The following is a 22575-nucleotide window of genomic DNA, read 5'->3' on the forward strand; positions in this document are numbered from 1 at the left end:
CAATGTTAGAAGTCAAAGATGTTCATAAAAAATTTGGTAGAAAAAAAGTTCTAAACGGGGTCTCCTTTACTGCTCAAAAAGGAGATATCACTTGCTTGCTTGGTATAAATGGTGTTGGTAAAACGACGATTCTCAATGCAATCATGAATTTAACCCCTATTCAAAAAGGTTCGATTTTAATCGACGAACAACCACAGTCCCCTGATATGTATAATCGAATTGCCTTTATCCCAGATGCCGCTATTATGTTGCCACACATGACGATCAAAGAAGCTATGGCTTTTATGCAAGATTACTATGACGTCTGGAATGAGAAACGTGCAAAAGATCTCATTCGATTTTTCCGGTTAAAGACATCTGACAAGATTCAAGATCTTTCAAAAGGTAATCAAGCAAAAGTTAGTTTATTAGTGGGCCTTGCACTAGATGTTGACTACATACTCATGGATGAACCCTTCTCTGGTATCGATATCTTTACGAGAGAACAAATCAGTGAAGTTTTCAGTAGTCATTTGATCGCTGATCGTGGAGTGATCATTACGACACACGAAATCAGCGATATTGAACATTTAATTGATAAAGTCGTTCTATTGGGCGACGGTGTTATTTTAAAAGAATTCTACGCTGAAGAAATGAGAGAACAAGAAGGACTTTCCGTAGTAGATGTGATGAGAGAGGTGTATAACGCATGAAAAAACAATTAATCCATTTTATTCGATTGGTGAACTTTGAATTTGAACGAATGATTAAATTTTTGTTTGGTATCATAGCTATTGTCATTGTATCAAATTTGATTGGGTCAATTATTGTACCCCTATCTTACATGAGTGAAGCTAGAGAAACGATGTCATTAGAATCCTTGAATGTAACTCAATTCTTGGAGATGTATCCATCTTTTTCAATTTCCACTGTAACAAATTCATTATGGATATACGGACCTTTAGCGTTGGGCATTAGCGGGTTCTTGTTCTATAGCATTTATATTTGGTACAGAGAATGGCTAGGTAAGAACACTTTTGTTTATCGCTTATTGATGTTACCCATTCCGCGAATATTCATTTTCTTTTCGAAACTCTTTACAGTATTTATTGGGATTTTCAGTTTACTCTCTATTCAGTACGTGATGATTCGGTTGTTCTATTTTATAAGCCCCTCCCTTGTCTCTTCAGATTTGTATAAGCAAGTTGATGTAAGTGAAGTGATAAGCTCACACCGTGCATTTGCCTTTTTGTTCCCAGAATCTTTTGGGTTGTTTGCGGGTTTATATTCAATTGGCCTTGTCTTTCTACTCGTACTTTTTACTGGAATATTGCTAGAAAGAAGCTTTCGTATCACCGGATTCATCTACGGTATCGTGTATGCTGTAATTAGTCTGGTTTTAATTGTTTTGCCAAGTTTTATTCCAACTATTTTTAAGAATCAATACATCCTTTATCCCTCAGAAATATTATTACTCATTATTGCTGCAGCAATAATTGTCAGTGTTGTATCCATATTTTTAAGTAAGTATTTGCTCGAAAAGAAAATTACTGTATAGGAGGATAGATTAATATGAAAAAATATTCGAAACTATTAACATTTTTAACATTATCGATTATAGTCCTTGGCTTCCATGGGATATCTATGGCTTTTGCTGAATCTGAAAACAGAGTGCTTGAATTTAAGACGTTGGAAGGAGACGACGTTTATCTAGACGATCTGATTATTAGAGGCTTTGCCACTGGCAGCACAGAGATTTTCGATCCTTCTTTTTCTTATAGAGATCGTACTTTTACTTACGCAAAAGATCAATCTCTATTTAAACGACTCGACGAAGTAGAAGATCCTCAAATCAATCGTATTCGTGAACGATACCGTTCTTTCGTCAGAGGAAAGTCATCACGCGGTTATTTTAAAGAAACTGATGATGTCATTGTATACGCAAATAGCAGCAATGCCGTTTTCCCTTCGTACAAGGATCAAACCTTAGATATTTCAGTACTGAATAAAGCCGACGATTCAATTAGTGACTACACGTTAGAACTACCAATTGAGGAAAGCCAAGTAGCCTCTTTAGAAAATGTCTATATTAATTATCCTAATGTCTATTTTACCGTTCACTCCTCTATGACTTTAAGTGTTTTCTCCACTAACTTGAATGACGCCACACCCTCTTTAAGTTTAGAAGAAAATTTGACTGATTCTATAGGCACAAATATCGGACTAACCTATTCATATATGTATGCTGAGTCTCCTAACCAAAGATTTTTAACAATCGGTAAATTGGAGAATGCTGATACCGATCTCGACAGTTCAGACATGGTTTTCAACAGTTCTGATATAAAACCTTCGCACATATATGATTACCAGACTGGAAAGATAATTGATTTAGATCTTTCAACAAACGATAGTTTATTCATAGACGTCATTGTTGAAGATGACCTACTATTTTTAATGAGTGAATTTGAAAAAACTTTCACGCTTCAAGAAATAGATACAGACGGGGGACTGTCAGAACCCACAGAGATAACAAAAGAAACACTCCCTACTTTAGATAACCCCTCTATCAATAATAGTGATTTTAGTGTAATCGGGATCAAGGATGGGCGTTTATATTCACGTATTTCTGCCTATCCACATGGTTCAACTAATTCAGCTATTCAAGTTAACGATTTAGAGTCAGGTGAATTGCTTTATTTCGGTATGATTGTACCCGAATCATTAGATGTATGGGTATCCACCATTTACTTGAACGATTGATGGATTGTTTTGAGGGACTAGTGATGAAACTAGTTCCTCTTTTTTATGCTATAATTTTGAAAAAAGAAAGAGAAGGTTCAGATGAATTATACTATTTCTTACGCGAAAGATTTAAACAAGGAAAATTTTACTGATTACTTATCTTCTGTATTTAACCACTTGCCTAAAACCGACTATAATAAGATATTGGAAGCCACATTCGGCTCTACAATTTTGGCAATCGCCGTCAGTTGGTCCAACCCTTTTCATCCGTATGCTGAATACCTTCGTATTTACATAGACCCACTAGTAACAGATCCTGAAGAATGCTTCATTCAACTTTTGAAAAAGCTGGAGCGTTCAGTTGCTTCCGGACCAGATCGTTTTGTTTATACACTAATGAGCGATCAGACTGACACTATAAAAATACTAGAATCATTAGATTATAAGTTGATCCGAAAGACATTCGAGCCAACTTTGACCCTTGAACATTGCTTAGACCAATTTCCGGTTTCTCCCTATGAAGATGTGCTTTCTTACAAAGAAGTATTTGCAAATAAGCAACTCAAAAGGGAATTGCTCGGTTTATTGAAGAGAAATTATGAAGCTACACACGTGGTCAATCCAGTTGTAGATATGACGTTGCAAGAATGGGCTGACTTATTGATTGGCGAAAAACCTGATTTCGATTTAAGTCTTGTTGCGTTAACTGCCGGAACGATCACTGCTTACGTGACAGTATTCCGCTCACAATCAGTAGCCGAAGTCGCTTGGCTAGGCACTAACAGAGAAAACGACACTACCTTTTTCATTTTAAAGCGATTGTTCAAAACCCAACTACGCTTATTTGCCCGAAACCAGCTGACAACTATTGAAACTGAGATTGATACGACCGATCCCTTTGCACGATCACTTTTCTCCATAGAAGTAAATAAAGCTTCCCCTCATCTACTCGCTTATTCAAAGCTGATTTAAGTTAGTTTTTTCGTAAACTAGATTTTCTTAATATAAATTGTTATACTGTTTTAAAATTGCGGTACCTCTAAGGTACTTAAAACAGATAAACTTTTTATCAGAACGGATGAACTCATGTCACTTTCTAAAAGACAAAGCTTAATGGACAGCAATCGAATCGTTGTTAAAGTTGGGACTAGTACGATCATGTACCCTAACGGATCAATCAATTTACAACGCTTAGAGAAACTTGCTTTCGTATTAAGCGACTTAAAAAACCAAGGGAAGCAAGTTATTCTCGTTTCTTCAGGTGCTATTGGCGTCGGCCTTGCACGTATGAATCTAACAGAGAGACCTGCTACGATTCCTGAGCAACAAGCGATCGCTGCAATCGGCCAAACCGAACTAATGAATCTTTATAGTCAGTTTTTTTACCATTACGGTCATCAGGTCGGACAAGTGTTATTAACAAAGGATGTCGTCGATTTCCCGGTTAGTCGAGAAAATTCAGCGAATACCTTTGAACAATTACTGATCAAAAATGTCATTCCTATCGTAAATGAGAATGATACGGTTTCTGTTGAAGAACTCGATCATTTAACGCGCTTTGGCGATAACGATACGCTATCAGCAATCGTGCTAGAAATTACCGATGCAGACTTGCTGGTGCTACTATCTGACATTGACGGCTTTTATGATAAGAATCCTATGCACCATGTGGATGCTAACTTGTTCGATATGATTCATGAAATCAATGAGGATACCTATGCACTCGCGAATGATGCGGGTTCTCGTTTTGGGACAGGCGGAATGACGACCAAGCTTAGTGCCGCAGAACAAGTACTGCATAAGCACAAGCAGATGGTACTGGCGAATGGTGAAGATCCAACTGTTTTATTCGATATTCTTAACGGTCAATCAGTCGGCACGCTATTCACACCTTTATAGAAAGGAAAAAGCCCATGATAGATTTAATCACACTTGGACAACAAGCAAAAGCGGCTAAACCATTTCTTGCCCACGCCGCTACAAAAGAAAAAAATGATGCGCTTCGCAAAATGGCACAGTCACTACTCGACAATAAAGAGTTGATTCTAGAAGCCAATAGACAAGATACGGATGCCGCAGCTGCGAATGGCGTAGCTGCAACGATGTTGGACCGCTTAACGCTTGATTCCGCGCGGATCGATGCAATGGCCGAAGGGCTTACTGATATAGCTGTACTGGCGGATCCAGTTGGACTGGTCAATCAGATGTGGACGAACGAAGCAGGACTTAGAATCGGTCAGCAGATGGTGCCACTTGGCGTGATTGGGATCATCTATGAATCTCGCCCAAATGTAACGTCCGATGCAGCGGGTCTTTGTTTTAAATCTGGAAATGTCGTAATTCTTCGTGGCGGTAAAGAAGCTTTTCATTCAAATAAAGCCATCGTCAAAGCGCTTCAAGATGGTCTAGAGGGTACAAACTTCCCTAAAGAAGTGATCCAATTTTTAGAGGATACTTCTAGAGAGACAGCTAGGGCTTTCATGCAGTTGAATCGTTACTTGGATGTATTGATTCCGCGCGGTGGAGCTAACTTGATCAAAACAGTTGTTGAAACAGCGACAGTTCCTGTTATTGAGACCGGCACTGGAAATTGTCACGTTTATGTTGATGCTTCAGCAGATTTGACTATGGCAAAAGATATTATTGTTAATGCAAAGACTTCAAGACCTTCCGTCTGTAATGCGGCTGAGACCTTGCTGATTCACGAATCTGTTGCGGCTGAATATTTACCTGTTATTGAAGCAGCCTTAACCGAGTGGAATGTTGAATTAAGAGCAGATGAAGCAGCTAAAAATCATTTATCCAATGCGGTTGCTGCAACGGAAGAAGATTGGGAAACAGAGTTCTTAGATTATATTCTTGCTGTGAAAGTTGTGTCTTCAATCGACGAAGCGATTCAACACATCAACCACTATAGTACTGGACACTCAGAAGCTATCGTCACCAGTAATTATGCTGCAAGTCAGCAATTCCACAAAGAAGTCGATGCTGCTGCTGTATATGTCAATGCCTCTACCCGTTTCACGGATGGTTTCGAGTTCGGTTTCGGTGCAGAGATTGGGATTAGTACACAAAAGCTACATGCTAGAGGCCCAATGGGCTTACCAGAACTGACTTCAACCAAATATATCATCTTTGGCGAAGGACAAATCAGATAACACAAAAATGCAGTAGGCATCCTCACGGGTGCTCTACTGCATTTTTTATTATTGATCCATCATTTTTGTCTGTGTTTCTTTCGTGATATCCATCATCGACTGAAAGAATTTTGTTAACTCTTCTTCGAACTGTTTGTCTTTTAAACGCGCAACATTCTTTTCAATGACTTTCTGCTCACGACTCGCATCTAAAACGGGTACGTCATGTGCTTTTTTATAATCGCCGACTTTGAGGACTGTCTTTAAGCGGGCTTCAAATAACCGGGTCAGGTCTTGATCAATTGCATCAATTTCCTGACGGTATTGTTCTAACTCACTCATGATGTTGTCCTCCCATCATTAGATCCATCATTCCAAGTGCAGTTACCGCTTCTAAAACAGGCAGAACGCGTGGCACGATACAAGGGTCATGTCTACCTTCTACTTCAAGTTCGGCCGCTTTCCCTTCTTCGACGTTGATCGTTTGTTGTTTCTTCTTGATAGAAGCTGGTGGCTTAACGGCTGCACGGAAGACGACCGGCATACCATACGTAATTCCGCCGATGATCCCACCATTGTTATTGGAACGTGTTTTGATCTTACCTTCTTCATCATAGTAATATTCGTCGTTTGCTTCAGAACCACGCATTTTGGTAATGTCAAAACCTGTTCCAAATTCAATCCCCTTAATCGCAGGCACTGCAAAAACGAGGTGCGCTAATTGCGATTCAACGGAATCGAAAAACGGATTACCATAACCAGCATCTAGTCCTAAAACAAATGTCTCTACGACACCGCCGACAGAATCCCCGTCATCTTTTGCATCCACAATAAGGTCCTTCATTTCAGTCTCTTTTGTTTCATCAAATAAAGGTAGTTGTTGCGCTTTAAATTTCTCGATTTGTTCAACAGTAACCTCACTCTGATCGGCAAATGACTGGTCTTCGATCGTACCGATAGATTGAATATGCGAACCAACCGTTACGCCTTTTTTCTTCAGCCATTGCTTGCAAATGGCGCCTGCAAATACTAAAGGTGCCGTGATTCTACCTGAAAAATGCCCACTCCCGCGGTGATCATTATGTCCTTTATAGCGCATACGACCTGGATAATCAGCTTGTCCTGGTCTCATCACGTTTTTTAGTAAACTGTAATCTTTTGAACGTGTATTTGTATTCCAGATGATCGCAGTCAACGGTGCGCCTGTTGTTTTCCCATCCAAGAGTCCACTCAAAATTTCCGGTAAATCCTTTTCTTTACGTGGTGTCGTTAGTTCATTTCTTCCTGGTGCTCTTCTTGCCATTTCAATGAGTACTTCGTCCATATCGATTTCTAAACCCGGTGGTAAGCCATTGATAGTTGCTCCAATAGCAATACCGTGAGATTCGCCAAAAATCGATACTTGGACATTTTTACCCCATATTCCGCTCATGTATATCTCCTCCTACTTCTTGAAACACTTCCCAGAAATTGGGATATGATTTTTTAACACATGTTGGATCTTTTAATTGAATGGGTGCTTCACAGACTGTCGAAGCCATTGCCAGCATCATCGCCATTCGGTGGTCTTTATGACTCCACACATCTGCCCCACCCTTCAAGCTTTCTACACCTTCAATATGTAGTTGGTCTCCTACAACTTGAATGTTTGCGCCCAACGCGGCTAGTTCTTTTTGTGTTGCCATTAATCGGTCGCTTTCTTTGATTCGAAGTCGCTCAAGATTGATGAGCTTTGTTTTTCCTCTAGTCAAAGCAGCCGCAAGTGCTAAAGTCGGAATAATATCTGGCACCTGTGCACCATCAATCGTTCGTTCATGCTCGGTAGTCGTTAATTGTTCCAGCATACTGACGATTTCGCGATCACCTTGAAGTGAATCACGTTTTAACCCTTCAACCTTGATGTCATTTCCTAGTTGTTTAGCGGTCAGCCAGAAAGCCGCTTGTGAGTAATCACCTTCTACAGTATGATTTCTTGCTTGATACCGTTGATTCCCTTTGATTCGAAAGGTTCTATAGTGAGCATCATGCTGAATCTCTATACCAAATTCAGCCAATACTGATAAGGTAAGATCAATGTAGCCTATTGACTCAAGGTGTGTGGTGATTTTAATCGTCGAATCGTCATCCAATAAAGGTAAGGTCATGAGCATTCCGGTGATAAATTGGGAACTGATATCGCCTCTCATCTCATAGGTTCCAGGACTTAATCTACCTTCTACTGTTAAATCTAACTGTTCAGACTGACCTGTCTCATATCTTAAAGACTGTCGTTTAAACATATCTTGATAGGTATCTAATGGTCGTTGCCCGAGTTTGCCTCGACCAGTAAAATGCGTTGGTCCTTCGAATAATGTCGCTAAAGGAACAAGAAACCTTAATGTAGATCCTGATTCATTACAATCGATTTCCGATGTGACTCGACTTACTTTCGGGCCACAGCCTTCGACTATAAGCTGATTGTCCACGTGTTCTATAACTGCTCCGAATCCGCGCATACCTTCAATGGTTGCGATCATATCGTCGGACAACTGAATATTTTGAATCACACTACGTCCTTCGGCAAGACTCGCACAGATGACCGCTCGATGAGCCATACTTTTTGATGGGGGAACCGTGACCGTACCGGTTACTTTTTTAGGTGTAATCGTTAATTGCGTCACGCTGTCGTACCTCCTGATTCCAGTATACTAAAAAATTGTCGATCTGTTTTGACTCTACGTGCTTGGCCAATGTTATTTAATACAATAATATTTAAATTTCCTTCAAAATTCTTTTTATCTTTTTCAATATAAGGAAGAATCTTGTCGTAATCTTCTGGTTTTTCAAGGACGGTCGGTAAGTGATGTTGTTTTAATAGAGCAATGATTTTGTCTGTGGTTCCTTTTTGCGTTAATGCTTGTTGCTCAGCAATGGTTGACAGCTCAACCATACCAATAGCCACGCCTTGACCATGAGAATAGCGTTCATAATGATAAAAGGCTTCAATCGCGTGACCGAGTGTATGACCAAAGTTGAGTAGCATCCGCTCACTTGTGTCCTTCTCGTCTGCTTGTACAACGGTTTTCTTTATCGTACAACACGTTTCAATGACCCATTCGATTTGATTCATAACCGCTGCTCGTGAAGTCATTCCCATCAGCCGGTCGAATAATGATCTATCCTTTATACAACCGTATTTGATGACTTCAGCCATACCGTCTGAAAAAGCTTGATCTGTTAATGTTTCTAAAACAAGTGGATCGATCAGAACCAACTCTGGATGATAGAAAGCACCGACTAAGTTTTTACCTTCTGGTAAATCGACACCGACTTTACCGCCAACACTGCTATCCACCTGTGCAAGAAGTGTCGTTGGGATTTGCACAAAAGAGATCCCTCTCAAAAAACTCGCTGCCGCAAAGCCTGTAATATCTCCAACAACACCGCCCCCAAGGGCAATGATTAGATCACTTCTGGTTAGACCAAAGTCAATAAATTGACTGTAAATGGCTGGCATAGAATCAAACGTTTTGGTTTGTTCTCCTGGGGGTAAGACGATAGACTGAACCGCATAGCCAGCTGCTTTTAACTGTTCAAGCACCTTTTCCCCATAATAGCCATGAACGGTCTCATCTGTTACGACCATAATTTTTTGACCATCGAACTGTTGAGAAACTTCCTCTCCCACTCGGTCCAAAAGGTTTTTTTCTATTTTCAAAGCATAACTTGTTTCTTGCACGGGTACTTCTACGGTAATCTCAGGCATGTCTTCCCTCCATTGATAGTAATTTACGATACGTTACTAATGTCATTTTTTCATTTATCCTTTTCTCTACTCCGGTAGATTTGTAACCAAGTTTTTCATAAAAGTGGACTAGAGAAGGTTCTTCTTTGATAGTCTGTAATTCCCATATGGTTACCATCGGATGCTTTTCTTCTAAAATTTTGACAGCACTTTTTGCGTATCCTTTATTTTGATAGGTAGACTTTAAGAACATAGGACTTATCCTCATTTGATTTGAGTAAACTTTAACGACACAGATAGCACCAATTATTTCATCGTTTAATAAAACCGTATAAATGATTCCATTCGCTCGAAAAAGTCTATTCTTAACATCGTCCAATGTTTCAAGCGATGGGTTAGTATTCATATCTTGGTACTTGAGATATAACGGTTTGAAAGACTGCACTTGTATCGTGTGGATCAAATCAATTTCTTTTGTACTAGCTACGCTCAGATGAAGTCCCATTCCTCTCACCTATTCTATTATTTGCTTAAGATTGTTGAAGCTGTTTGAATTGAACGGCCTTCGATTTCTGCTAGTTTACTTGCTTTGATCATGAGTTCTTCGAATTCATCTGGTGTCAGACATTGTTCGCCATCGCTCCATGCGTTCGCTGGATCGTCATGTACTTCGATCATCAGACCATCTGCTCCTGCAGCGATTCCAGCTTTTGCGCCAGCTTCTACAAGGTAAGACTTCCCGCCTGCATGACTTGGGTCAATGATGATTGGTAAGTGAGATAATTTTTTAATAACAGGGACTGCTTGAACGTCTAGTGTGTTTCTAGTTTCCGTTTCAAACGTACGAATCCCACGTTCACATAAAATAACATTTTCATTTCCTTCAGACATGATGTATTCAGCTGACATTAACCACTCTTGGTAAGTTGCTGATAGCCCACGTTTTAGTAGTACAGGTGTCTGTGTTTTACCTACTTCTTTTAATAAGTCAAAGTTTTGCATGTTACGTGCACCGATTTGAATCATATCAACTGAGTCAACGAACTCATCAATCCATTTTGTTGACATTAGTTCAGTAACAATCGGTAATCCTGTCTCAGCTTTTGCCGCTTGCAACATTCTTAAACCTTCTAATTCAAGTCCTTGGAAGCTGTAAGGAGAAGTTCTTGGTTTGAATGCGCCGCCTCTCAAGAAGTTCGCTCCGGCTGCTTTGATTCGTTTTGCAACATGAATGATTTGTTCTTCACTCTCTACTGAACAAGGTCCTGCAATAATCCCCAATTGTCCACCACCGATTGTTTCTTTATCGATTTTGATTACAGAATTTTCTGGATGGAATTTTCTGTTTGCACGTTTGTAGGGATCTTCTACACGTACGATTTGATCTACTTCTTTCAACGCTTGTAATTGGTGTGTATCAATACCACTTGTATCACCGATCAATCCTAAGAAGTCTCTTTTCACATCTGAGAAGTGGCTGACTGTTACCCCTCTTGCTTCCATTTTTACTGTAATTTCTTTAACGGCTGCTGCTGTTACACCTTGTTTTAATACGATTATCATGTTCATTCTCCTCTTTTTTAAATAATTTTATATAGACACCAAACCATCACTGGCTCATATCGTTCTTGTATCTCATGTTCCGGGTACTTCTCTTTTTCAAACACGTCCTCACTAATGATGGTATACTTCAAGTTTTTCTTACAAAAAGCTGTCCATGCTTTATATTTACTATCTGCAAAATTGATCAACGTCTGTTCACTTGTTGATGCCAAATACTTTTTCATAAAAATAGTGGTGGCTGGATGAATCATGGCTGCATCTTCGGTATAACGATGATTGCGAACGAGCACCATGGGTTTTGTCTTTTTCTGAAAGACTTCTACTAGTTCTACTTTATCCCAGTAGTCATAATTGAATTCTTTCCACCCGTATTCCCTTCTAGCACTCTTGAACGCAACTGGGAACAACACGTGCTCACCTTTCAGCGATTCGATAGTGTGTAGCAGATTGTCAAAGGACGGATAGGCTACAATGTCATCTTCATCTGACTTCAACAATGATTCGGCTGCTGCGTAGCTATCTGTACTATTTGGTCCTAATGTATGGATAATCATGTTTTCATCCCTCACTATTTTCTGAAATGTTTTAGAATTTGTTTGCAGCTATTCGATTACGATTGAACAGGTCTCATTGCTGCGCTTCGAACGGATCGCCTGGCGGCTTCGGGGTACTACGCTCTCTTCGTTCGCCTAGTATTGTGGCCGTAACTCGCTTTGCTTCGAACGGCCACAACAAAAACGCCGCATTCGATTTCTCTTTGGGAGAAGTTCGAATGCGGCGTTGGTTAAGTTCACTCATAAAATGTTGTTATTTTACTTGTGCGCCCCATTCGATTTCTCGTGAAATCTATGGGACGCTGTTGTCAGCAGCTTAAAGCTCTTCAGCCTCCATAGATTTGATCCTAAAGAAGCTAAAGTAATAACTATTCAATTGCGGAGCCATTTCGATTTGTAATTGTCTATTCATCTCAATTTCTCTCCTTCAATCAATTAGTATCAGCTGTTGTTCAACTGTGCCTCCAATACTAGCAATTGGATTTAGGGTTGTCAACTATCTTTCTCAAAAAAATTCAAATAATATTTTAATCAAACTATTCAGATACTCATTTTCTCGCATCACAGTAAGGTTTTTCGGATAATTATACTTGGAAAAAATTTTTTTATTATGATTTCTATTTGTATTTTATTTTTCTTTTGTCTATACTTCAAACCAATATTAGACGGATGGAAGGAGTTTATTATGCATTTTTACGGTTTATTCGGAGAATCGCTTTCTCACAGTTTGTCTCCACAGCTACATCAATTGATTTATCAGAAATTAGGGATCGAAGCTGCTTATAAACCATTCGCCTTTGAGCCTAAATTGATGGCACAAGCCATTGCTGGAGTTCGGGCATTATCGATAGATGGTGTCAATGTTACAATACCGTACAAAGAAACAGTCATCCCCTATCTAGATGAAATGGATATTTTAGCAAACCAGTTAAATGCGGTTAATACTATCGAACATAAAGATCAAAAATTGATTGGACATAATACAGATTACGCAGGTTTTGGCTTGATCTTTGATAGAAGGAACTGGAAGATTGAAGGTAAACGAGCTGTTCTTCTTGGAACCGGTGGTGCTGCTAAAACGGTAGAAGCTTATCTTATCGATCATGGAATTGCTCATCTCACTATTGTATCTAGATCACCTGAACGGTTTGAAAATACCGAAAAAATTAGCTATACCAATTACGAATCTCTTTCTCACTTAACTGGGGACTACCTAATTAATTCTACCCCCGTAGGGATGTATCCAAATAGCGACGATACGCCAGTAGATGATGTAGTCATTGAAAACTTTGATACCTTAATCGACCTGATCTACAACCCTAAGGTCACGCGCTTCTTAGAAATCGGACATACGCTTGCCAAACAAACAGCTAATGGTTTAGATATGTTGATTGGGCAAGGTGTGCGTGCAGTAGAAATTTGGGAAAATTGTGTCATTGAGGATACGATCATAGAGGAATTGATCGAACACTTCCAAAAAGAAATCGGTGAGCAAACATGAAGACGAATATTGTACTCATTGGCATGACAGGTAGCGGAAAGACAAGTTTCGGAAAAGCACTCAGCCAACGTTTGAACTTTCCATTTCTAGATATCGACGAAGAGATCGAACGGACTACCCAACAAACCATTCCCGAATTATTCGCAGTCAGTGAAGATCATTTCAGAACGATTGAAACAACTGTTTCGAAAAAGATCGCTGCAGATTATCAATATACCGTTATATCTTGTGGTGGCGGTGTGGTTTTAAAAGCGGAAAATATCCGCGCACTTAAACAAACAGGTTGGATTATTTTAATTGATCGTCCGGTGGAGAATATTATTCAAGATATCCAAACTGCTCATCGACCGCTACTCAAATTCGGTTCAGAAAAGCTATACCAATTACACAAAGAGCGTATTGATCTTTATCATCACGCAGCTGATTTCGTTGTTCAAAATCGGTCTAGCGAGTCATACGTTCTCCAGAAAATTGAAGAGAATCTTCCAGATACCATAAAAAGGAGACAACCATGATGAAGTTATTAATTTTAAATGGTCCAAATTTGAATTTTTTGGGCATCCGCGAACCCGATATTTATGGTACACAGACATTAGCAGATATAGAAAATCACATACAGCAGTATGCTGACGAACGTGGACACTCTTGTGAATTTTTCCAAAGTAACTCAGAAGGCACACTTGTTGATCGCTTGCAGCAAGCACACCTAGACAAAGTGGACGGCATCATCTTTAATCCTGCTGCTTATACTCATTATAGTTACGCGATACATGATGCCGTCAAAGCGATTGCTGTTCCAACGGTAGAAGTTCATTTGAGCGCGATTCATGCTAGAGAATCTTTCAGAAAAGAATCTGTTGTCGCACCTGCCTGTATTGGACAAATTTCTGGGTTCGGTGCTACAGGCTATACCTTAGGTATCCATGCACTTGAAGAACATCAAAGGAGGCTAACATGAAGATTGCACTTATTGGTTTAGGCGCAATTGGTGCCTCATTTGCGATGGGTCTGAAAGCAGCCGGCTACACTGAATTATATGGGGTCGATATCGATCCATCCACAATTGATATTGCAGAAAAAGAGCATATAATAAAAAAAGGTCATACTGATGCACAGCTTCTACTCCCAGACATGGATGTTGTCATTCTTTCTCTTTACCCTAACCAAATTGCACCATTTGTAGAGAAATATAGTGCCTGTTTAAAAGAAGGCGTTATCCTAACAGATGTGACAGGCGTTAAAACAACTATTATTGAACAAGTCACTGCTATCTTACCAGCAACAGCTGATTTCGTTTTTGCCCATCCCATGCGTGGTAGCGAGAAAAAAGGAATCGTCGGCGCAGATCATAAGCGGTTTGCCGGTGCTAATGCACTCATTACACCGATTCCTTCAAACAGTGAAGATCATCTTAATCTTATAGAAAAACTCTATCGGGATATTGGTTTTGAGATGATTACTCGTGTCTCCCCATCAGCACACGATGATCAAATTGCTTATGTTAGTCAGCTAATGCACGCGCTATCTGTCGCTGTAGTAAATAGCGAGCAAGCATCTGAAGAAACACTTACCTTTGCGGGAAATAGTTTCAAAGAGCTTACGCGTATTGCTGATATTAATGGCGACTTATGGAGCGAATTATTTTTAAATAACCGTTCGGCACTTCTCCATTCTATCGACGCTTTTGAAGATGAACTAAACAAACTCAAGCAAACCTTAGTTGAAAACGATGAAGAGACGCTAAAGTCGCTTTTCAAACAAGCACGGACACAACGAACAGACTGGTATTAAAAAAGACGTATTGGCTAGTATTTCTAGCGAATACGTCTTTTTGTTAGCTCTGTTTAGTAGAATAAACATTAACCGGTACGCCTTTCAATTCAACGCTTTTCTTTACAGTCATGCCATTTGCTTCCGCAACTTTTCTTGAACCTTCATTTTCTACATGGACTAGCGAAATGATTTCGTCTAACTGTAGTGTTTCTTCTCCAAAGCTTCTCAATGCCTGTGCTATTTCAGTTGCATACCCTTTCTTCCAATGTTCTTTTGCGATCCAATAGCCAATCTCTATGAACGCTTCTCCTTCAATGGTTTGAGGGAGAAATCCAGCTTGTCCGATGGCGATGCCAGTATCTTTTAGCTCAATTTTTTTAAGCCCTAGATAATCAGCCTTTTCGTATAACTTAAACATGCGTTCCAAAGCAGCAGCTGTTTGTTCTTTTGTATAAACTTCTCCTGTTCGTATGTATCGAACGACTTCGGGGTTTGATGTCATCGTATATAAAAAATCAAAGTCTTCTTGCGTATAGTTTTTCAAAGTTAATCGTTTTGTTTCTAACATCTTTATCCCTTCTTTCTATAAGATGAAAAATACACGGAGAAGCCGTTCGCCTCTCTCGTGTATCGACTTTTACTTATTTGAAATAATTGATACCCATTGCGCTTTTCACTTCATCGAGTGTCTGAGCAGCAACTTTTTCTGCCTTCTCACTTCCAGCTTTCAACATAGCTTGTACTGCATCAAGATCTTTAGCTGCTTCTTCTCGACGTTCACGTATTGGCTGTAATTTATCTTGTAAGACTTCATTCAAGTAACGCTTGATTTTAACGTCTCCTAGACCACCTTTTTGGTAATGATCTTTCAGTTCTTGAACTTTATCTTTATCATCGTCAAATACATCTAAATAGGTAAAAACGACGTTTCCTTCTATTTGGCCAGGGTCTTCTACACGAATATGGTTTGGATCAGTGTACATGCTCATGACTTTTTTCTGAATATCATCCGCTGAATCAGAGAGGTAAATGCCGTTATTTAAAGACTTACTCATCTTCCCTTTTCCGTCGATTCCTACCAATCTGCCGTGTCCTTTAGGTGGAAGGATGATATCTGGCTCTACCAATGTATCCGTTTGGTAAATGCGGTTAAAATCACGAGCGATTTCTCTTGTCTGTTCCAACATTGGTCTTTGATCTTCTCCAACCGGTACATGAGTAGCTTTGAAAGCTGTAATATCCGCAGCTTGGCTGACAGGATACATAAAGAAACCAGCAGGAATACTTTCATTAAATCCTTTTTCTTGAATTTCAGATTTAACGGTTGGATTACGGTTTAACCTTGATACTGTAACGATGTTCAAGTAATACATCATCAGTTCAGCTAATTGTGGAATCTGTGACTGAATGAATATCGTCGTACGCTTAGGATCTAATCCAACTGCTAAATAATCTAGTGCCACTTCCGTTACACTTTTTTGTACTTTTTCAGGTGTTTTTGCGTTATCTGTCAAAGCTTGCTGATCAGCGATCATGACGTAAACATGGTTGTCAGAATCTTCTTGCATTTTCAAACGATTCTGAAGAGATCCTACGTAATGTCCTAGATGCAATTTCCCAGTAGGACGATCCCCTGTTAAAATGATTTTTTTCATAAATCCTAGCTCCTTAGTATTATAATTGGCTTTTACTTATTGTATCGTAACCGTACTATATAAAACAATGTAGATTTCAAGTTTAACGGTGCGGCGTGGTGAATATCAAAGATTCCCACTTTCCTAGATACCTGTTATTTGTGTATGGATTTCTTCACAAATTTGATGGGTAATCAAAGAATCTGAAATAGAAGGATTCGGCATTTTATGCTCTTGGACACATGAAATAAAATGATCAACCATTTGATAAAACCCACGTTTCATCAAAGTAGGTTCCCAATCGCCAAATCCTTTTACGGTCTCTGTATCATGTTGAAATTGAGTGGTTTCCACGAAATTACTGACAACGAGCTTATTACCCGCAGTCATATACTCGATGATTTCCTCTGTTGTTCCATTATCACGGTTCATGATTCCGATAGCTGTACAATCGTCACTAGCCAATTGTATCATCACATTATGCAGTTGACCTTCTTTTTCCAAATAACGAACTTGAAGTTCAGTTGCTTTGTCACCCATTAAGAACCGCATGGTATCAACCACATGAATAAAGTCTTCTACGACAACTTGTCTTTTGTCCCCAGGAAGATTGTACCGATTTTTTTGAATAAGAATTAAATCTGCTTTTCCTTGATCTTTCAAAGCGGCAATCATTGGAGCGAATCTTCGATTAAATCCAACCATCGCAACCAGTTTCTTTTCTTCAGCTAATTGAACAATTTGCTTAGTTTCATTGAAATCCATAGAGATTGGCTTGTCGATATAAACATGAATACCCTGTTCCAACAGTTTTTTAGCTATATCAAAATGAGCAGTAGTCGTTGTACTAACAAAAACCGCATCAACTTTCAACTTGATTAATTCATCGACTGTTTGTACATATTCTGTTAGACGATATGTATTCGCCAATTTTTTTAACACGTTTTGATTGCGCGTGCATAGAATTAGTTCGATTCCTTCTTTTTCACTAAGAACAGGAAGATAAGCTTTTTGTGCAATATCTCCTAGACCAATAATGCCGATTCTCATTTTCTTTCCTCCATTTTTGATAGAACTGATTTAAAATGTTTTTAAAAAACGACTCCCTGAAAGATAAGTCACAGCTCATTCGTGTGTTTATCTTTCAGGGAGTATCTTGACTCTATTTGTTTATGTTATTGTTTGCTAGCAGGTTTTTCCAATTTTATCATACCATGAATGAGCTGTTTCTTTTACTACAGCATTTAGCTCTTGGATATTTTGTTTCCCCTTACGTTGCAACCAATCTTTATTGCCATTATAAACTACTTTGATGGTTGGCCATATCTTTCGCTTTCCCAAAAACCGGTCTCAAGTCTGATGTGAAATGTATCGTAGTCACGTAAAGTAAGGGTAATAGCACGTATACATGTGAACGATTCTATACATAGTTTTAAGTATTCGTAAATTTTGTATGATATTTTTAAAATTCAAGCTATTTCATTCTGTTTTTAGAGTATAATGAATACAATCAATTTTGGAGGAAGATATGAAGATATTAATTACAACAGAATGGTACACGCCAACTGTTAACGGTGTAATCACTTCTATTATCAATCTAAAAGAGATTTTGACAGATATGGGGCACGAAGTGCGCATACTGACACTATCTGAAAAAGCCAGCGCTCATATCGATGAGGAGCAAGGTTTATATGCGATGTCTTCTTATGGAGTAGGTAAAATCTATCCCGGTGCTCGTGTAGCTTTGACGATGGATGATGACGTCTTATCCCATATCTTGGACTGGAATCCTGATATTGTCCACACACAGTGTGAGTTCAGTACGTTCCGAATCGCTCGCAGAATCTCTCAGATTCTGACCATTCCGATCGTGCATACATACCACACTGTCTATGAAGATTATACGCATTATTTCTCTCCTAATAAAAAGTGGGGGAAAAAAGCTGTTGCTGTATTCAGCAAGCGGGTATTAAATCACTCTGATGCTGTTATCGCACCGACAAATAAAGTCGAATCTCTTTTAAAAGGCTATAAGGTAAATCAACCCGTTCACGTTATTCCTACAGGTCTTGATTTAGAAAAATTCAACCAAGCACTCACACAAAAAGAAATCGTCACGCTCAGACGCAGCCTTTCTATACCTGATGATTGTTCTGTACTCGTCAGCGTCGGAAGAGTGGCAAAAGAAAAAAATCTGGAAGAAATCATCTCTTATCTCAAAGAGCTTGATGATCCTAAGCTACGTTTACTTGTTGTAGGCGATGGTCCTTATCGTGAAACGCTAGAAACATTCATTGACGAAATCGATGCTCGTGCTTTTGTCGTCTTTGCAGGTATGGTTGCCCCTGAAAACATTGCGACTTACTACCAGCTTGGAGATGTATTTGTCAGTGCTTCTACTAGTGAGACACAAGGTCTTTCTTATATTGAGGCGCTCGCAAGTGGTGTATTCGCTTTGTGCAGAAAAGATGACTGTCTAATCGATGTGATCGAAGATGGCGAAAATGGCTTCCAGTATACAACTTACGATGAATTTAGATCATCGCTATACACTTTGCTTACGCATGCAGACTTTAATACTGTCAAAAAACAAGCTGCTCAAAATAAAATCGAAGAAACGTACTCAATCGAGGCTTTCGGAAAAAGTGTAGAGATGGTCTACTTGGAAGCAATAAGAAACCATACGCATCAGCACGTTTTCTCTCTTTAGGAATGAGGATTTAGTTGACAACCGTTAATCAGAAAGTCTTACTTTACAAAGGTTCAGAAAAAGTTATTACTCAAAGTGGTATCGGTGAAGCACTTCGTCATCAAAAACAAATGCTAGCCTCTTTAAAAGTTTCTTATACAGAAGATCCTAAAGATGACTATGACATTGTTCATTTAAATACCGTACTTCCAGATTCCGTCTCAATGGCAAAAAGAGCAAAAAAGAATGGAAAGAAAGTGATCTACTACGGTCACTCGACTATGGAAGACTTCAAGAACTCTTTCAGTGGCTCCAATCTGGTCGCTCCATTGTTCAAACAATGGTTGCGCTATTGCTACCAGCACGGTGATATGATTATTACACCGACAGATTATTCTAAACATTTGCTACTTCAATATGATTTGAATAGACCGATCGTCTCCTTATCAAATGGCGTTGATACAACTTATTTTGTTAAAAATACCGTTGGTGGTGAGCGTTTTAGAAAGCAGTATCACTTGTCTGAAGATCAAAAAGTAGTCGTTTCCGTCGGTCATTTAATCGAACGGAAAGGCATCGTTGAATTCTTAACGCTTGCACAGCAATTTCCATCATATGTATTTTTCTGGTTCGGTCACACGGCAAAGTCGCTGATGACACGTCGTGTACAAAAAGCAATCGCCCATGCACCTGCTAATGTTCGTTTTCCAGGATATGTTTCTCCTACTGCTTTACGCGATGCCTATTCAGGTAGTGATTTATTTTTGTTTATGACCTACGAAGAAACAGAAGGAATCGTCTTATTAGAAGCGTTAGCTAATGAAATACCTGTGCTTGTTAGAGACATTCCGATTTATAAAGACTGGCTACCAGATAGAGAAGTCGTTTATAAAGCAAAGACGCAAGATGATTTTAGTCACATCCTTCCTCAATTATTAGAAGGTCAGTTGCCTTCCTTAACGCATGAAGCTCGTCTTGCGGCAGAAAAACTTGATATAAAAAACATTGGTCATGATTTAGCTATTATTTATACCAAATTATTTAGTGAATAACCGTTAACAGTTGGCATTATAAGAAGAGAAAGATTTGAGGTGACCTCGATTCTTTCTCTTCTTTTTCTTTATTTCTATCTAACCTCTCTATTTTCTAACTTTTTCTTTAATTTCGTTTTTCTCATTGTATTCTTAATTTATTCTATCTACAATAAACTTAACAGATCGATTTTTATTTTCAATGTTCAAATCATACTAAACCAGTTTATTCAGGGGGATATTTCATTGACATACTCAACGCAAACTACACAAACAATTGAAAAATTACATACACTGATCGATACGGTTGATCAAATCGTTATCGGAAAAAAAGAAGTGACTCGTTTGACCATCATGGCGATGTTAGCCGGTGGTCATGTACTCTTTGAAGATATTCCAGGTGTCGGTAAAACATTATTGATCAAAACCATCGCCAAATGTCTCGAAGCAGACTTTTCACGTATTCAATTCACACCGGATCTTATCCCTTCAGATATTATCGGTTTCTCTGTTCCCAATCTACAAGATACACAATTTGAATTCCGCCAAGGTCCACTGTTCAATCAAATCGTTTTAGCGGATGAGATCAATCGTACTTCTCCTAGAACACAAGCGGCGATGCTGGAAGCTATGTCGGAAAAACAAGTAACACTTGATGGAAAAACCCATCGCCTTCCGGACCCTTTTTTCGTACTTGCTACCCAAAATCCTATTGATTACGAAGGGACGTATCCTCTACCAGAAGCCCAGCTAGATCGATTTTTGTTTCAACTATCTCTAGGTTATCCTAGCAAAGAACAAGAAATTCGTATGCTAGAAGCGCCTGACCAGTTACGTGCTGTAGAAGAATTGACACCCGTTCTTTCATTGACTGAGTTCAATGCTTTGAAAGAGCGTGTTCATGCTATTCATGTCAATCCACAGTTGTTGGATTATATGATCACCCTTGTCGATCGAACACGTCATCATTCAGCACTGAGATTGGGTATCAGCCCAAGAGGTACACAATATTTCTTAGCTGGCGCGCGTGCACAAGCTTTGCTTAGTAATCGTGATTATGTTACCCCTCAAGATATTCTTTTCGTCATTAAGCCTTTATTTCGTCATCGTTTATTGTTTATTAATCGGATGACAACAAAAGAAATCGATCAATTTATTGATGATCTCGTCAGTCAGGTAGATATTCCTACAAAAATCAGGGATGCCAAATGAAACGGTCTTTTATAAACTGGATTGCTTGCGCTTGGCTTTTGTTTTATTTTTTCGTTATTGCCTATGCCTTAACCTTTCCTTCAGTTGTTACTTGGTTTATTGTTTATGCTTTTACCTTTATGTTACTGACTGCTTTGTTTACTGCTTGGATGAAGCCATCGATTGAACCAATCAATTGGCAAATTGCTGATAATGCCCATCTATCATTATCGATACGGATCAAACAACGATCAAAGTGGTTATTTCTGTCACCATCTTTCAAGCTCATCTTGTATAGTGATCAAGATAAAGCTTTTCACCAGGTTATTTATCCTGCGCTTTTTTTTAAAAACCACTCTACGGTACATTTAGACGCACTGATACTTGCAAGAGGTCATTATGATGATTTAAAGGTCGGTATTCAAGCAACTGGTTTGTTCGGTATTTTCAGACATCGTTCCGTGCATAAGCTACCACTAGATTTGAATATTTATCCTATGCGTTTACCACATGCTAGTGTACTTAAGTTACTGACCGAAAATGTGATTCATCTTATTGGCTCAGATCCACTCGCTCAGCAAGCTTATCAAGTAAAAGAATTGAGACCTTATCAGTCTCGCGATGCTTTAAGTTCTATTGACTGGAAGTCGAGTATGAAGCGCGATCAATGGATGATAAAGGATTATGACCGTGAAGAACCGCTCCCTGTCCGTCTCTCTTTTATCGGTATGCCGTCTCCTCAATTCGAATCTCTATTAAGTCTCGCTTATAGTCTTGCCTTACATCTTGAGGCCACTACTAAGCTTGATCTTTCGCTGATCGGTGCTTTTGATGGACAATCACAAAAACGAAAGCAACTACAGGATTTTTTGATGATTCAACCAAGTACAGATCAAGAAGATTTAATGGTTTTACTCGGTCATAGTGAAAACAGTAAACAAACGACTATTATCATTACATCAAATCGATCAAGCTTACCTGTATCACTGACCGCTTCTTCTCATACTTTTATTCTAGATGAGCGTCAGTTAACTCTACTGAAAGGAGGCGGATAACC

24 protein-coding genes are annotated in these 22575 nt (G+C 39.0%); 14 read left to right on the top strand and 10 right to left on the bottom strand.

Annotation, left to right across the window (positions count from 1 at the left end):
- Positions 1 to 2: 2 nt before the first annotated feature.
- From J5J05_RS10935 to J5J05_RS10960, 6 genes are all read left to right on the top strand, one after another.
- Entirely contained in the window at positions 3 to 692 is a 690-nt protein-coding gene (locus J5J05_RS10935) for an ABC transporter ATP-binding protein (protein WP_208560699.1), read from the top strand.
- Positions 689 to 1537 (top strand): hypothetical protein, encoded by an 849-nt coding sequence (locus tag J5J05_RS10940; protein WP_208560700.1) that lies wholly within the window; start codon positions 689 to 691, stop codon positions 1535 to 1537. Before J5J05_RS10935 ends, J5J05_RS10940 begins: the two co-directional genes overlap by 4 nt.
- A 14-nt stretch (positions 1538 to 1551) precedes the next feature.
- Positions 1552 to 2739, top strand: a complete 1188-nt coding sequence (locus J5J05_RS10945; protein ID WP_208560701.1) for a hypothetical protein — start codon at positions 1552 to 1554, stop codon at positions 2737 to 2739.
- A gap of 81 nt (positions 2740 to 2820) precedes the next feature.
- On the top strand, positions 2821 to 3693 hold the full coding sequence (locus J5J05_RS10950) for a hypothetical protein (protein ID WP_208560702.1): 873 nt from the start codon (positions 2821 to 2823) through the stop codon (positions 3691 to 3693).
- A 114-nt stretch (positions 3694 to 3807) separates the two neighbouring features.
- Positions 3808 to 4620 carry a glutamate 5-kinase gene (gene proB / locus J5J05_RS10955; protein WP_208560703.1) on the top strand — a complete coding sequence of 271 codons (813 nt, stop codon included), beginning with the start codon at positions 3808 to 3810 and terminating at the stop codon, positions 4618 to 4620.
- Between the two features lie 14 nt (positions 4621 to 4634).
- Positions 4635 to 5879: a glutamate-5-semialdehyde dehydrogenase gene (locus tag J5J05_RS10960; RefSeq protein ID WP_208560704.1), complete on the top strand. Its 1245-nt coding sequence runs from the start codon at positions 4635 to 4637 to the stop codon at positions 5877 to 5879.
- Positions 5880 to 5927: 48 nt separating this feature from the next.
- Here J5J05_RS10960 and J5J05_RS10965 read toward each other — a convergent pair whose 3' ends face one another.
- Genes J5J05_RS10965 through J5J05_RS10995 form a run of 7 tightly spaced genes read right to left on the bottom strand, consistent with a single transcriptional unit; the run spans position 5928 to position 11699 of the window.
- Positions 5928 to 6200 (bottom strand): chorismate mutase, encoded by a 273-nt coding sequence (locus J5J05_RS10965; RefSeq protein ID WP_208560705.1) that lies wholly within the window; start codon positions 6198 to 6200, stop codon positions 5928 to 5930.
- Positions 6193 to 7290, bottom strand: coding sequence for a chorismate synthase (gene aroC / locus J5J05_RS10970; RefSeq protein ID WP_208560706.1), 1098 nt, complete (start codon positions 7288 to 7290; stop codon positions 6193 to 6195). The genes J5J05_RS10965 and aroC overlap by 8 nt, the downstream gene beginning before the upstream one ends.
- On the bottom strand, positions 7271 to 8518 hold the full coding sequence (aroA, locus tag J5J05_RS10975; RefSeq protein ID WP_208560707.1) for a 3-phosphoshikimate 1-carboxyvinyltransferase: 1248 nt from the start codon (positions 8516 to 8518) through the stop codon (positions 7271 to 7273). Before aroA ends, aroC begins: the two co-directional genes overlap by 20 nt.
- Complete coding sequence (gene aroB, locus J5J05_RS10980) at positions 8515 to 9603, bottom strand: 3-dehydroquinate synthase (protein ID WP_208560708.1); 1089 nt, start codon at positions 9601 to 9603, stop codon at positions 8515 to 8517. The genes aroA and aroB overlap by 4 nt, the downstream gene beginning before the upstream one ends.
- The gene (locus tag J5J05_RS10985) at positions 9596 to 10087 is read right to left on the bottom strand and encodes a GNAT family N-acetyltransferase (RefSeq protein ID WP_208560709.1); all 492 of its coding nucleotides are present in this window, start codon (positions 10085 to 10087) and stop codon (positions 9596 to 9598) included. Before J5J05_RS10985 ends, aroB begins: the two co-directional genes overlap by 8 nt.
- Positions 10088 to 10104: 17 nt before the next feature.
- Complete coding sequence (gene aroF / locus J5J05_RS10990) at positions 10105 to 11145, bottom strand: 3-deoxy-7-phosphoheptulonate synthase (RefSeq protein ID WP_208560710.1); 1041 nt, start codon at positions 11143 to 11145, stop codon at positions 10105 to 10107.
- Between the two features lie 17 nt (positions 11146 to 11162).
- On the bottom strand, positions 11163 to 11699 hold the full coding sequence (locus J5J05_RS10995; protein WP_208560711.1) for a hypothetical protein: 537 nt from the start codon (positions 11697 to 11699) through the stop codon (positions 11163 to 11165).
- A 685-nt stretch (positions 11700 to 12384) separates the two neighbouring features.
- On the opposite strand from J5J05_RS10995, the gene J5J05_RS11000 reads away from it, so the two are divergent.
- From J5J05_RS11000 to J5J05_RS11015, 4 genes are read left to right on the top strand one after another with little or no spacing between them, the layout of a single operon-like run.
- A complete protein-coding gene (locus tag J5J05_RS11000; RefSeq protein ID WP_208560712.1) occupies positions 12385 to 13200 on the top strand; it encodes a shikimate dehydrogenase family protein in 816 nt (271 codons plus the stop codon).
- Positions 13197 to 13715, top strand: coding sequence for a shikimate kinase (locus J5J05_RS11005; protein WP_208560713.1), 519 nt, complete (start codon positions 13197 to 13199; stop codon positions 13713 to 13715). Before J5J05_RS11000 ends, J5J05_RS11005 begins: the two co-directional genes overlap by 4 nt.
- Complete coding sequence (aroQ, locus tag J5J05_RS11010; protein WP_208560714.1) at positions 13715 to 14158, top strand: type II 3-dehydroquinate dehydratase; 444 nt, start codon at positions 13715 to 13717, stop codon at positions 14156 to 14158. The genes J5J05_RS11005 and aroQ overlap by 1 nt, the downstream gene beginning before the upstream one ends.
- Positions 14155 to 14991 (top strand): prephenate dehydrogenase, encoded by an 837-nt coding sequence (locus J5J05_RS11015; RefSeq protein WP_208560715.1) that lies wholly within the window; start codon positions 14155 to 14157, stop codon positions 14989 to 14991. The genes aroQ and J5J05_RS11015 overlap by 4 nt, the downstream gene beginning before the upstream one ends.
- A 43-nt stretch (positions 14992 to 15034) precedes the next feature.
- Here J5J05_RS11015 and J5J05_RS11020 read toward each other — a convergent pair whose 3' ends face one another.
- The 3 genes from J5J05_RS11020 to J5J05_RS11030 form a co-directional block, all read right to left on the bottom strand.
- Positions 15035 to 15541: a GNAT family N-acetyltransferase gene (locus J5J05_RS11020; protein WP_208560716.1), complete on the bottom strand. Its 507-nt coding sequence runs from the start codon at positions 15539 to 15541 to the stop codon at positions 15035 to 15037.
- A gap of 73 nt (positions 15542 to 15614) precedes the next feature.
- Entirely contained in the window at positions 15615 to 16628 is a 1014-nt protein-coding gene (trpS, locus tag J5J05_RS11025; RefSeq protein WP_208560717.1) for a tryptophan--tRNA ligase, read from the bottom strand.
- Positions 16629 to 16751: 123 nt separating this feature from the next.
- Positions 16752 to 17657, bottom strand: a complete 906-nt coding sequence (locus tag J5J05_RS11030) for a Gfo/Idh/MocA family protein (protein ID WP_208560718.1) — start codon at positions 17655 to 17657, stop codon at positions 16752 to 16754.
- A gap of 478 nt (positions 17658 to 18135) precedes the next feature.
- Here J5J05_RS11030 and J5J05_RS11035 point away from each other — a divergent pair, with 478 nt between their 5' ends.
- From J5J05_RS11035 to J5J05_RS11050, 4 genes are all read left to right on the top strand, one after another.
- Positions 18136 to 19317, top strand: coding sequence for a glycosyltransferase (locus tag J5J05_RS11035; RefSeq protein WP_208560719.1), 1182 nt, complete (start codon positions 18136 to 18138; stop codon positions 19315 to 19317).
- A gap of 14 nt (positions 19318 to 19331) precedes the next feature.
- Entirely contained in the window at positions 19332 to 20348 is a 1017-nt protein-coding gene (locus J5J05_RS11040) for an LTA glycolipid anchor biosynthesis glycosyltransferase, IagA/BgsA family (protein ID WP_208560720.1), read from the top strand.
- A gap of 225 nt (positions 20349 to 20573) precedes the next feature.
- A complete protein-coding gene (locus tag J5J05_RS11045; RefSeq protein WP_244244726.1) occupies positions 20574 to 21539 on the top strand; it encodes an AAA family ATPase in 966 nt (321 codons plus the stop codon).
- Positions 21536 to 22573 (top strand): DUF58 domain-containing protein, encoded by a 1038-nt coding sequence (locus J5J05_RS11050; protein WP_208560721.1) that lies wholly within the window; start codon positions 21536 to 21538, stop codon positions 22571 to 22573. The genes J5J05_RS11045 and J5J05_RS11050 overlap by 4 nt, the downstream gene beginning before the upstream one ends.
- Positions 22574 to 22575: the final 2 nt, after the last annotated feature.

Origin of the sequence: Marinilactibacillus kalidii (genome assembly GCF_017599325.1) — a bacterium.
Taxonomy (GTDB): domain Bacteria; phylum Bacillota; class Bacilli; order Lactobacillales; family Carnobacteriaceae_A; genus Marinilactibacillus; species Marinilactibacillus kalidii.

What these genes read in the sequence shown, in the direction of transcription:
- aroC (WP_208560706.1), bottom strand. Translation starts at nt 7,290, where the DNA reads ATGAGCGGAATATGGGGTAAAAATGTCCAAGTATCGATTTTTGGCGAA.
- J5J05_RS11020 (WP_208560716.1), bottom strand. Translation starts at nt 15,541, where the DNA reads ATGTTAGAAACAAAACGATTAACTTTGAAAAACTATACGCAAGAAGAC.
- J5J05_RS11000 (WP_208560712.1), top strand. Translation starts at nt 12,385, where the DNA reads ATGCATTTTTACGGTTTATTCGGAGAATCGCTTTCTCACAGTTTGTCT.
- J5J05_RS10965 (WP_208560705.1), bottom strand. Translation starts at nt 6,200, where the DNA reads ATGAGTGAGTTAGAACAATACCGTCAGGAAATTGATGCAATTGATCAA.
- J5J05_RS11035 (WP_208560719.1), top strand. Translation starts at nt 18,136, where the DNA reads ATGAAGATATTAATTACAACAGAATGGTACACGCCAACTGTTAACGGT.
- J5J05_RS10950 (WP_208560702.1), top strand. Translation starts at nt 2,821, where the DNA reads ATGAATTATACTATTTCTTACGCGAAAGATTTAAACAAGGAAAATTTT.
- aroB (WP_208560708.1), bottom strand. Translation starts at nt 9,603, where the DNA reads ATGCCTGAGATTACCGTAGAAGTACCCGTGCAAGAAACAAGTTATGCT.
- J5J05_RS11015 (WP_208560715.1), top strand. Translation starts at nt 14,155, where the DNA reads ATGAAGATTGCACTTATTGGTTTAGGCGCAATTGGTGCCTCATTTGCG.
- aroF (WP_208560710.1), bottom strand. Translation starts at nt 11,145, where the DNA reads ATGATAATCGTATTAAAACAAGGTGTAACAGCAGCAGCCGTTAAAGAA.
- proB (WP_208560703.1), top strand. Translation starts at nt 3,808, where the DNA reads ATGTCACTTTCTAAAAGACAAAGCTTAATGGACAGCAATCGAATCGTT.
- aroQ (WP_208560714.1), top strand. Translation starts at nt 13,715, where the DNA reads ATGAAGTTATTAATTTTAAATGGTCCAAATTTGAATTTTTTGGGCATC.
- J5J05_RS11050 (WP_208560721.1), top strand. Translation starts at nt 21,536, where the DNA reads ATGAAACGGTCTTTTATAAACTGGATTGCTTGCGCTTGGCTTTTGTTT.
- J5J05_RS10945 (WP_208560701.1), top strand. Translation starts at nt 1,552, where the DNA reads ATGAAAAAATATTCGAAACTATTAACATTTTTAACATTATCGATTATA.
- J5J05_RS10960 (WP_208560704.1), top strand. Translation starts at nt 4,635, where the DNA reads ATGATAGATTTAATCACACTTGGACAACAAGCAAAAGCGGCTAAACCA.
- J5J05_RS10935 (WP_208560699.1), top strand. Translation starts at nt 3, where the DNA reads ATGTTAGAAGTCAAAGATGTTCATAAAAAATTTGGTAGAAAAAAAGTT.
- J5J05_RS11005 (WP_208560713.1), top strand. Translation starts at nt 13,197, where the DNA reads ATGAAGACGAATATTGTACTCATTGGCATGACAGGTAGCGGAAAGACA.
- J5J05_RS10940 (WP_208560700.1), top strand. Translation starts at nt 689, where the DNA reads ATGAAAAAACAATTAATCCATTTTATTCGATTGGTGAACTTTGAATTT.
- J5J05_RS11030 (WP_208560718.1), bottom strand. Translation starts at nt 17,657, where the DNA reads ATGAGAATCGGCATTATTGGTCTAGGAGATATTGCACAAAAAGCTTAT.
- J5J05_RS10995 (WP_208560711.1), bottom strand. Translation starts at nt 11,699, where the DNA reads ATGATTATCCATACATTAGGACCAAATAGTACAGATAGCTACGCAGCA.
- trpS (WP_208560717.1), bottom strand. Translation starts at nt 16,628, where the DNA reads ATGAAAAAAATCATTTTAACAGGGGATCGTCCTACTGGGAAATTGCAT.
- J5J05_RS10985 (WP_208560709.1), bottom strand. Translation starts at nt 10,087, where the DNA reads ATGGGACTTCATCTGAGCGTAGCTAGTACAAAAGAAATTGATTTGATC.